The organism is Burkholderia sp. BCC0398 (genome assembly GCF_902833245.1).
GTDB lineage: Bacteria > Pseudomonadota > Gammaproteobacteria > Burkholderiales > Burkholderiaceae > Burkholderia > Burkholderia sola.
In genome coordinates, this window is the sequence record NZ_CADFEM010000007.1 from 1 (window position 1) to 11,412 (window position 11,412).

General features: G+C 58.1%; 4 protein-coding genes and 1 pseudogene. 1 reads left to right on the forward strand and 4 read right to left on the reverse strand.

Translation table 11 applies throughout. The features are described from left to right. Positions 1-1,167 precede the first annotated feature (1,167 nt). Positions 1,168-1,917: an N-6 DNA methylase gene (locus HWX76_RS36685; RefSeq protein ID WP_244137980.1), complete on the forward strand. Its 750-nt coding sequence runs from the start codon at positions 1,168-1,170 to the stop codon at positions 1,915-1,917. On the opposite strand, the pseudogene HWX76_RS16605 reads toward HWX76_RS36685, so the two are convergent. The 4 genes and pseudogenes from HWX76_RS16605 to HWX76_RS16620 form a co-directional block, all read right to left on the reverse strand. Beyond that, a pseudogene (locus HWX76_RS16605) lies at positions 1,894-6,753 on the reverse strand (DEAD/DEAH box helicase); the annotation flags it as partial. The gene HWX76_RS36685 and the pseudogene HWX76_RS16605 overlap by 24 nt on opposite strands. Before the next feature lie 609 nt (positions 6,754-7,362). Then, a complete protein-coding gene (locus tag HWX76_RS16610; protein WP_176016060.1) occupies positions 7,363-7,626 on the reverse strand; it encodes a PAAR domain-containing protein in 264 nt (87 codons plus the stop codon). 18 nt (positions 7,627-7,644) lie between these two features. Continuing rightward, complete coding sequence (locus tag HWX76_RS16615) at positions 7,645-9,327, reverse strand: DUF2875 family protein (RefSeq protein WP_176016061.1); 1,683 nt, start codon at positions 9,325-9,327, stop codon at positions 7,645-7,647. Next, on the reverse strand, positions 9,324-11,408 hold the full coding sequence (locus tag HWX76_RS16620; RefSeq protein WP_176016062.1) for a DUF3274 domain-containing protein: 2,085 nt from the start codon (positions 11,406-11,408) through the stop codon (positions 9,324-9,326). Before HWX76_RS16620 ends, HWX76_RS16615 begins: the two co-directional genes overlap by 4 nt. Positions 11,409-11,412: the final 4 nt, after the last annotated feature.

Sequence of the window (11,412 nt, forward strand, 5' to 3'; positions counted from 1 at the left end):
ACTGGACACGACCTACATTCCGATGGCGCGCGGATTCGTGTACCTGACGGCGGTGGTGGACTGGGCGACACGCAAGGTACTGGCTTACCGGGAATGCTCCGCGAGTTCACCAACCGTCTTCGTGGTGAGTTCGGACATCGCCCCCTGGCCGTCGCGTAGCCGTCGCCAAAGCTCGTTCGTCGGCGCGGCGTCGGCAAAATCGCCTGGTTGTTTCGGCCATACGAAGGCGGCACACCATGCGTCGGCCAGAAGCTTCTGGTGGCGATATTCGTTGGAGCCGAGAATGCCGTCCCAGCGCGCCTCTTTCATCGTCAATTCGTCGATCTTGGAGTCGCGACCGAGTTCGGAGCCGGAGGACGCAAGCGAAGCGCCTTTGGCCTTGCGCAAGAGTTTCTGAATGCGCAGGAGGGCGCGCTTTGGGGCATTGCCAGCGATGGCGCGTCACTGCGCATCGTCCGCGACAACGCAAGCCTTACGCGTCCCGCATGGATCGAGGCTGATCTCAAACGCATTTTTGCCGAAGAGCGCTATGCTGATTTCGCAGCGCTCTGGCTGCTCTGCCACGAGACGCGCTTTGGCCGGGAGGGCCAGCCGGTCACCGAGTGCGCGCTTGAGGCGTGGCGTAATGCGGGTCGAGAAGAAGGCACACGTGCTCGCGAGCACCTGCGTCGCGGTGTTGAGGAGGCGCTCGTCGCGCTAGGTCAGGGCTTCCTCGCGCACGCCGAGAACCAGGCTCTTCGTGCCGAGCTGCAGAACGGTACGCTGCCGCTGAAGGACTATTTCAACCAGCTGCTGCGAATGGTCTACCGGCTTATCTTTCTCCTGACGGTGGAAGAGCGTGGGTTGCTCCATCCCGACGGCACGAGCGATGCAGCCAAGGCGCTTTACGCGGACGGATACGGCATGCGACGACTGCGCGAGCGGTCGGTGAAGCGCAGCGCCCATGATCGCTTTCCTGACCTTTGGGAGGGTACAAAGGTCGTGTTCCGAGGACTTGCCTCCGGCGAGTCACGCATCGGCCTGCCGGCGCTCGCCGGCATCTTCGCCACGAGCCAGTGTCGCACGCTTGATGGGGCGAAGCTTGAGAACCGCGCGCTCCTCATTGCGATGTTCAAGCTCTCGTGGTTGCGAGAAGATGGCAGCCTCTCTCGCGTCAACTGGCGAGACATGGGGCCAGAGGAACTAGGTAGCGTTTATGAGAGCCTCCTCGAGCTTGTTCCGCAGATCGCCCGGGACGGACGCCAGTTCGCTTTTGCCACGGGCGGTGAAACGAAGGGCAATGTGCGCAAGACGACAGGTAGCTACTACACACCTGACAGTCTCGTGCAGGAGTTGCTCGACAGCTCTCTCGAACCGGTTATCGCCGAAACCATTGCCAAGAACCCGGTCAATCCTGTCGATGCGTTGCTTTCGCTGTCGATTGTCGATCCGGCCTGTGGCTCGGGACACTTTCTCCTCGCCGCCGCGCGCCGACTCGCGGCGCATGTCGCGCGTCTTCAGGCGAACGGCACACCATCAGCATCTGAGTACCAGCACGCGCTTCGGCAGGTCGTAGGTCACTGCATCTTCGGCGTCGACCTCAATCCGATGGCTGTTGAGCTGTGTAAGGTCGGCCTCTGGATGGAGGCCGTCGAGCCGGGTACTCGCGTAAGCGAGCCAAGCTCCTGCAAGGTCACCGCGTGCGACAGAGTCAGCGGAAGAAGGCTCGCCTGGACGATCCTGCACGGGCATAAGCCCCGTGAGCGTTCCGCGGGCAAGCCGAAGCAAGAAGGCGCGCGCGCCATCGTCGCGGCGGTCGAGCAGTTCGTGATCTGGCTGGTTGAAGTAAGACATCAAGCACCGGTAGCAGGCGGCAACGCACGCAGTGTCCGGTGCATCGACGAAGGCCGTCGGTGTAGCTGGAAGTCCATTCGATAGGTCGAAATGCATGATCTCGAGTGCCTCGCTGGCCACCTTGGCGAGGCACTCGGGCTCAGCAACAAGGCGCGTGAGAACACCGGCACCGCCCTCAGTCGCCTCATAAAAAAGAAAGCCCGTCCGCGCGTCGCGTTGGGGCATAGGCTCAGCGAGGATCTCACCTTCCTGAAGTTGGAAGACGGCCTCGATACCCCTGAGCAACGCGTGCTGCACCGTCGTTAGTGTGACCTGCGAGAGCTCGCTGCCTTGCGGCTGGAGAAGTAGCGCGTTCTTACGGTCCTGCACACTGGGCACGATCCACTGGCGAGGCGATGCACTCGGGTCGGCACCGTCATCCTCCTCATCGTCATTCTTCGCCCAATAGCCCGAAACCGGGTCCATTCTGAAGCCAAGTTTCGTGCGATCCTTCCGCCGACGCAGCCCCTTGTTCAGGCGGGTAATCGCCGCTCCAGGACCGTAGGCAAGTCGCGCAATCTCACCCTCGGAGTCGAGCGCGACGCCTTTTCGCGCGTCGAGCTCGTGGTCGCGTGTGGCCCATTCGAATGTCGTCTGCAACTCAAAACCTTGGCGCTGGCGCTCCTCGTCATTGGCGGTGATGCGCTCGGCCGGCTGAGTCGAGACGTTTTCAATGCGATATGTATGGTTGACGATTTCGGCATCTCCGAGTGACGCGCCGCACGCGTGGCACAACGATGCATCATCGTTCCAGTGCCCGGCACCGCAGGCCTTGCAGATGCGAACTTTCTTCGTCGGCAGGTGCACATCCGCCGTAGTGCTCGTTTGATGACTGAGTGAGAGCATCGCGCGCACAACGCGGTAGGCGCGCCCCTCGTGGTAGACGAGGCTGCGCGGCCCGAACTCGGATAGCGCGAGAAAGCGAGGCCGCTGGAGGTACGTCTGCCTACCGCGCCCGTCGCTCGTGGCCGGAATGTAAGCCATCAGCGGGAGGCGTGGGAAGTTGTAACCCGGCAAGAAGCCCTCAGTCGCAAGGTAGCGGTACGTGTTGAAATCGCTTGATGGGCTGTTCGAGTTTCGTGTGTCTGACTGCAACAGGTTGAGCTGGTCGATTGCCTGGGCGTGGCGACTCTGGGCGGCGCGCTTCTCGTTCTGCGGGACCGAGTAGTCGTCCATGGTACGGCGGGCAGCATCACGCTGCTGTTCGGCAGCGAGAAACAGATCGCGCCATCGATTGAAAGCTTGCTCGAAGCGAGTCAACGCGCGCTCGACTACCTCGTCGGCGAACACGTCGCGGTTTCGGTACCAAGGCGCGAACTCGGGCGACAGATCGTCTTCCAGAAGGTTCAGGACGCGTCGAACGCGACGGCGGGCTTCTTCGGCAACCTTCGGGAGCGCCATCGGTGCCTTGACGTCGTCCTTAAGCGGGCGCCCCCTCTCGGACAGAACGAGCAGTTCACCGATCGACGGATTGAGGGGCAACTCGGTACATGCAAGCCAAACCGCACAAAGATGACTCTCGACGAGATCTCGGTTCGCTAGATCGAGGAGCGGCGGGCGTACCTCGCCATGCACCATGGCCTTCGGGTCGCGGAAGAAATACTGATCGTGTGGGCTTTGCGAGGAGGTATACGTGAGCACAAGTGCGGCCTGCCCACTACGCCCCGCTCGTCCACTACGCTGCGCGTAGTTCGCCGGCGTCGGAGGAACGTTACGCAAGTAGACGGCGTTGAGCGCGGAGATATCGACGCCGAGCTCCATCGTCGGCGAGCAAAAAAGGACCGGCAGAAAGCGGTCCGTCTCTCCGATCTCGCGCAGGCGCTTCTCGTCCGAGCCAAGCTCTTCACGCTCCTTTATGCCGAAGCGGAAGCGCTTCTCACGCACGGCGCGCCGCTCTCCATCAACCTGTGCGGTGTGCTCGCGCGCCTCGAACCCGAAAAGCGGATGAACAGGCTGGCGCAACGTCGCTGCGAGATTCGCGTAAAAGTCCCGGAAAAAGGCGTTCTCGTTCGGGTGATCTGGATCAATCACCGGCGTTCCCCGCTTGAACAGTATGCACGCATCGTTCAGCCGGAAGCCAGTCTGGTCGCCAAAAGGCGTGACCTCTTCAGACACAAGACCGTGTATGACGGCAGCCTTGAGCAATACGTCGACAAGCGTATCGAAGTCCTTGGACTTGAGAGCGCGCACTGTCGAGGAATTCTCCCAAAGTCTGCGTCCATCTGGATCTTCTGACGTGCGAGTTCCACGTGACGATTTTAGGAGCTTGCCAAGCGCGCTACGCGAGCCACCGCGCACGATCAGGTCTTCGTCGCGCAGGCTTGTGTCCTTGCGCGGCGGCGGTGCGACGAGCAGCCAGCGCGCCATGCGTGGCTTCTCGTCGTTGCCAAATCCCCACGGCGCACGCAAGCGACTGTGAGACTTCTGCAGCATCTGTTCAATAACCGTGGGATCGAGCACCTGACTACGGATCGCCATCCACTTCCGCAGGTGGTCGAACACCTCCATATACACGGCCTTGCGCACTGCAGGCGACGCGAGCCGGAGGACATCTGGCGCCGTCGCGAACAACCCCTCGTCGGAAGCCAGATCGTCAATACCGAGATACTCGACCTCGACAAGCCCAAGCTGTTCGAGGTTCGGGTTCGTATACCGCCACCCTCGCCGTTGATCGAACCACACGCGATATGAGAGTACCTGCCGGAGCGCGCTTTCGGCCTCCTGCAGGTTGAAGCCCTTAAGCGTCGGCTCAAGGAGCCATTCGCTGCGAAACTCCGGCGCGGGACGGTCAAAGCCGAGTGAGCGCTGCTGCACAGCACCCAGTTCGTCGCTGCGGAGCCCCTTGTCGCCCGCCGCGTCGAGCGCGCCGAGAAACGCAGCGCGGATAAGACTCACAAATAGAAAGTCGTTGAAGTGCCCCGACTGCAGTGCGGCGTCCTGACGATTGTCGGTGAAACCGAGGAGTTTTCTCGTGTGCGTCGGAAGGCCAGAGTCTTTTCCATGCATCCATCGGAGGGCGCTGGATACCAGCACCGTGGTCGCCGAACTCCGGCCTTCAGCCGAAAGCGACGCAAGGCGCGTGCGGTCGCGCGCCGAAGTGCTGTGTGTAGTTCCACAGCGAAGGCAGAACCGGAAGCGGCCGGGGATAAACCAGGCTTTCGCGCCAGCGCCCACCTTGCCATCGGGCTTGACGAAGACTCCGCGCGCGCGCGCGCGGCGGTAGTGGCTCTTGATGCGCGCGTTTCCCGTGGCGTCAAAATCAAGCCATGCTTCCGGATAATCTTCGTCGCAGTCGAAAAAAGTAAATTCCGAGTCGTTCGCGTCGAGCGTAAGGAAGCCGAAAAGCTCTTGATCGGGGGAAGATTCGCCCTCGCCCTCTGGTTCATCATCGGCTTTTACCGGGGGCGCGTCGTCAATGTCACGGGCCAAGAATACCCGCTGACCATCATCCGACACCAACCGAACCGGGTGGTACTCGTGCCCGCACTCGCGGCAAAAATGTGTCGAGTAAAGGCGCTTTTCGGGGTCACCCGGCAAGTACTGCTGTCCTTCGACAGTGACCGAGCGTTTGCCCGATGGTTCGAGCGTCGCAAAGGCATGGCCAGCGCCCGATACGAACTGGTGCAGCTTAAAGGCGAAGAAGCTTCGGTGGGAAGCGGCCTCGTTGCCCGTACGCTCCGCCTCGGGAAGGCTCGACAGGAGCAGCAACGTGCGCAACGCGTCTTTGCACACATCTGCGTCTCGCCCCGCCTCCGAAGCGAGCTCGCTTGCGGCCTCATCGAGAGTGCGCGGATGTGCACGATGCCACGCCGGGTTCTCGTCTGTCGTCGTGATACCAAGGCGCGTCTCTGTCCAGATTGCAAGCGGATGACTGCGAAGCGCATCGTCCGTGATGTTCGACGGGATGCCAGCGTCGATTGCTGGACCAAGCGCACTGTTCACCGATTCGGCACGCTTCGACTTGTCTGTGACGCGCTCGAGTTCTTCGATAATTACATGGCTCGGATCAATCGAGGCCGCAAAGAGCTTGGATGCGACGCTCGCGACAACCTCCTGCTTGTTCCGAACACTCCCTTCACTGGCCATCGTGGCCGAAGTTCCGATGCATTGGAGCGTATCGGGAGCAAGGCGCTCTCGGACGCGACGCACAAGCAAAGCAACGTCGGCGCCTTGCCGGCCTCGGTATGTATGCAGTTCATCTAGCACCAGGAATCGTAACCCGACACAGTTGCCGATGACCTTGCGATCCAGCTCATCCTGACGGGTCATCAGGAGTTCGAGCATCATAAAATTCGTTAGCAGGATATCCGGCGGGTTATCCGCAATGCGTTGACGCTCCTCATTTTCTTCTTGCCCGGTGTAGCGAGCAAAGGTGATGGGGCGATCGCCCTGGACATTCGCTACGAACTTGTCGAGTTCCTCAAGCTGGCTGTTGGCCAGCGCATTCATCGGGTAGATGATGATCGCGCGCGTGCGCTGCGCTGCACGTACTCGCCTTTCGGCAAGGACCGCGCTAACTATCGGAATGAAGAAACAAAGCGATTTACCGGAGCCGGTGCCTGTAGTAACGACGAAGCTCTCGCCCTGCGCGGCGAGGACAACAGCTTGCTCCTGATGCTTGTAGAGGGACAGCGGCGCACTGTCGGCTTGGAAGATTTCCGCAGTCCGAGGATCCAGTGCACCATTTGCGATAAGCGTGTTGATGTCCAAGCCGCGCTTGTAGCTCGGATTGATCTGAACGAGCGGCTCCGGCCAGAAGCGCCCCTTTGCGTAGATCGCCTGGACCTGTTCCCGGATATCATCCGCGCGGATGGTCGTAAACGACGTGGCGAATTTACGGTACTCACCGACGATCGAGTCGCGCAGCGAGAACACGTCCATGTTTTTGCTGCCCACGAACGCCCCCTCTTGGTCTTGATGACAGTCTTAATTTTTTGGCGGCTCACGTAGCAACAATCCGCGCTCCAGCACGGCCACACCCGTCAAACTTAGAGAACCGTTATCTCTCGAGCCGCTCAACCATATCCGCGGCAAACCCGCGCGAAATTACCCCGAATACTAGCAAACTATGGAAGAGTAGTCGCGATCTAGCATCTTGATACGCCGCTGTACAGTGCGGGGCAGGATCCGGAATCTTCGTCCCAGTTAACCGGTTTGACCCCGTATACCCGCACCACATCAATCTCCACCCTCCGCGACCGCTACCACCTTCGATTCTTCGCCCCCATACCGTCGAACAAGGAAGATGCCTCGGCGAAAAGGCGACAGCGTTGGTGACCAGAACGAGGACCCGGATATGCCTCTCCAATTTTCTCGAACACGCATCGTGAGGGCACCGCAGGATGCGGTTTAGGGGGCGAGACCAACGCGTCAATCGCTGGCTGATCGACCTCGATAGAGTCGGGTGTCTCCTCCTCGACTTGAGGAAGACCAGCGACGTTCACCATCGGCAGGGACCATTCCGGTCCCCAACCACCGGCGTACGCGCTGCTACGCACGTCCCGATGTCGGAATCGACGAAATCAGCGCAGCGCCACACGATGTCTTGTGACCGTCAAAAGCAACCGCGCGACCATCAATACGGACGTTTTCGTCGCCTTCCACGATTTCGCAATGGTCGTGACCTGACATGGGGCAAGTGCAACGGTCCCCGACACATGCGACGGAGCGCCCCATCACCGTTGAATTCTCGCGGCCAGTTTGAACACGCCCACCATGCGAAGTCGAGTCACCGATACGTATTACACCGCGCATACGCGCCTCCCAAACTGGTTAATGCGGCATCCGATATCGGAAGGGATTCTGGCCACGATGCTCCGAATTCTTGGCCTTGGTTGCCTCGTCCGGGGGACTGACCATCACTATGCTCGCTCGACCATCGTCCATCAGATTGACCGTCGCACTACTTCCGCCGTCCTCATAGTTCGCGATAGTCGCGAGCGACAATTGGACGAGTGCCGAGCTAACGCCAGTATTGCCGATGCGTCGACCGACATCGTAGCCCTCCTTGACGTTACCGAGGTCGATACCTTCCGTGTTCCCGTGCAACGCTTGCGTAAGTGGGATCGTCCACTCGCGATCTTGAGTTGTGTCATAAAACACTCGCGTGGGCTTTGCGCCATCCGGTAGCGTCGCCACTGCCTGCTTCCAGCCCTCCTGCAACTGCTTCACTTGTTCCGCTCGCTTCAACAGCTTCCCGTTGTCATCGGTCAACTTGATGTCGACAGGGCGATGAAGGTAGCCCAACAGAGGCGCCTCATCGAACTCCTCGACTTGCCAGTTGGCCCAGCGAACCGGTAGGTACGGACTAGACTTGAATTCTCCTGGTCCCTTGTTGGTCACCTCTTTCCACAACTCGGGCAATTTCGATATCCACCAGTCGGAGCGCATTGTCGGAGGACCATAAAAGTGCCCTCCGGCTTCGACCTCTACCTTCTGGGAAAAAGCACTATCCTCCTTCCAGTAGAAGTTCCACAGCTTGACGACGTCGTATTGTGTTTTTGTGTTATCGATATCACCGGGCATGTCGACCTGATACGGGCGAACGAGTTTATTAACCCGATCCGTTCTTGCGACAAGCAATGCGCTCATGCTATCGACGACAGGTGGAATAAACGCGCCCTGCGGCTCTTTAGGTGCTCCGGGTGTATTTAGCCCCCAACGATTAACCATACCATCTTGACTCATCACTAGTGCAGCCGGAACATCAGGATGCTCATCGAAAAATTTAAAAAGCTTGTCGATAGCAGGTGCCGCGCTGCTGGCATTGGCGTCATCCAACCAAAGAAATTGAGTAACGCCAAGCCCGGCCTTTTGGCGCACATCGGAAATTTCATATGCCGCTCGATAGTGGCTGTCAGTCCCTTTGGGCGGTCCATAAATAATCACAGGAACTGGCCAGTGATCAACAGCTTCGCCAGCGGCATATTTAAATGAGGCACCAGCAGCCACTTCTGCAAAGATCCTACGTTCATCCGGATTTTCCCCGTAATCCTTCGGGTCGGAGGAAAGAACCGTCTCGTAATTATTCGATTTTGCGACAATTTGCTTCCAGATCGTGTCTTGGTGTCGCCCTGTTACCGTCAACCCAACCGCACGAATCTCCAGTGCGTATTTGGCCCCCGTCCCTGCCAAAATTTTAGCGCTCTCGGAGTTCGTCTGCGGCGTGGCCACTTCAGCGGCCGCCGCAACAGGCTGCACCGTTGCTGCCCGACCTTCGCCATGCGACGCTCGCCAGATCCACTGCCCAGCATATGCAGCGGCAACCAAGCCTACAATTACCAAAAAACCGTTGCGTATCGTACTGCCCATATGCGGATCCTCGATGCCAGTGTTTTCCCAGTAGTGATATGACCGCACCAGCGCAACAGCCGTCCAAGCCAACGCCAGCGCGAAAAGTATCAACACGTACCCGCGCAACCGGGGGCGCGACAAAGGTGACAAGCTTACATTCATTGGCGTTTCTCGCGTTGAGCAAATGTCTCCCCGTCCACCATCTTTGGTGGCGTTTTGGGAACAATGTCTGACGGAAACTCTCCCCGAGAATAATACTTAGAACTTTTTTCAATTATCCCTTGAGACGAACCAAGCAAATTTCCATAACACTTGTTATTCTGAACTTCTTTAAGCCTTGTTGAATCCAATTTCCAGTCAGCAATCGCCACCAACAGCTTCCTCATATCTGGATCATCGAGACTGCGTGCTTGACCAATCGCAATATCCATAGCGGCAACACGTCGCATGTTATTCGAATCTCGATAAATCGCGGAATGATATGAATTATCGTCCCATTTACCACTATCCGTTTCCAATCGCGCTCGCGTCTCGTTGGGCGACTCCTCACGCTCCCAATGTATTCCGTATCCGTCTGCCGCGCGAACGACATTGGTTTGATCCTCGGGATCCGTAATCTTGCTGTTATACCACTTCATGATCGCCGGGCCACCTTGCTTACGTACATCTTCGGGCAAGTCCGTCAATGGAATAAACTTCACCTTAGCTTTTGGATTACCGAGAAGCGTGTCACGCGCCACGTAGTCCGGCTTATCCTTACCCGCCTTGCGCTCCGTGCCGCGAATTGCTTCATCACCATAGAGATTTGGCTGATACGGCGGAAACAACTCATCTGCGTTGATCAAGCGCTTCTCGAACTTGTGGTCATCCCCAAGGTATTGCCCGTCATAGTATTCGGGTTTTTTCCCGACAAAACGAGGCCGACCGTATAAATCGGTAGGAACCTTCGACCAGAGTCGCTGGTAGAACCGATGAGCCTTCAGCACGTCCATTGCTTTTAGCGTCGTTGTAGATTTCATCGGCATCCCCAACACCTTGCGTGTTCCCTGCCACACTTCATCAACAGTGTCAGGCACGCCATGTGTGCCAATACCTTTGACCGTGACGAGATCCACCGTGGTGTCCTCAGTGCAGAAGTACAAGTACACTTTTCCTCGGTTGTCCCGTTCCGTGAACGGATAGGCCTTTCCATCCTTGTCTTTTCGGCTTGCCTGCGCGGGACTCCATCCGCGTCCGGTACGCCCCTGATGATCTGGGTTATCGTCCTTACAGACGAGTTGCGATAGCGGCGGCTCCGCGTGTGGATGTGCGGTGATTGCCTGGACAATGTTGATGAGAGTATTGAGCTTGCCGCGAAGCGTATAAGGAGTCGCACTCGGTTGAGCAATCTGGGCCATCGCAGGCTCGGTCAGGCTATACGGACTGTCGGCCAAGATCACACAGTCAGCACATCGCGAACCGTCCTCGTTACTCTCCGCAAGCATCGCCTGCGCAAGCAGCGTAATAACGGTCCCTTGACTATGAGCCATTACGGTCACCGTTTCGTTCGGGTCAACTCGCCGGATCTCGCGAATCAACATCGCGAGACGTACTGCGGCCAAAACGTAGTAGTGCCGCTTCGGGCTTGATGAACTGTACTGATAGTCGCTCATGAACAGACCAGCGCCCCAGTTAGCAGCGTTGTCCATCCATCCAGCATCGTACATTGCCGGAATATTCGTGGTTGCATTGTTGAACATCCCGCCGCCTTTCGCGAACTTCTTGCCCAAGCGATTTCCGTTTCCGTCTTGATACTGACCACGAAACGTCGACGGATTTTTTTCCCCACCTTTGATCTCGCTGTCCGACGCTCGATATCCCCAATAAAATGGGATAAACATACTATGAGTCTTGCCCTGACCTTCTGTGATTTCGGTTCGCTGATAAAGATAGGTGTCCGGATCGTACTTGATGTCCTTCCACTGATCAAAGTTGGGATTGTCGCTCTTATACTTCACGGCCTTGTTAAAGAGCGCACCATACACACCCGGCTTCAGATCGCTGCGACTGAGGCGTTCGTTCAACCCTTCGCATAACCCCTGTTCGATGTGGTCATAGTTGGCACCCGGATCATTAACGCCATGCAGGAAAATTACAACGCCTGGCCGATCGGCCGGAATCTGGACGTTTCGCGGGCCGGGACGATTGGACATCGTCACAGCCATGCCCTGCGAAACAACGGTCGGTTGCGAGGTATTGGTCATCGTC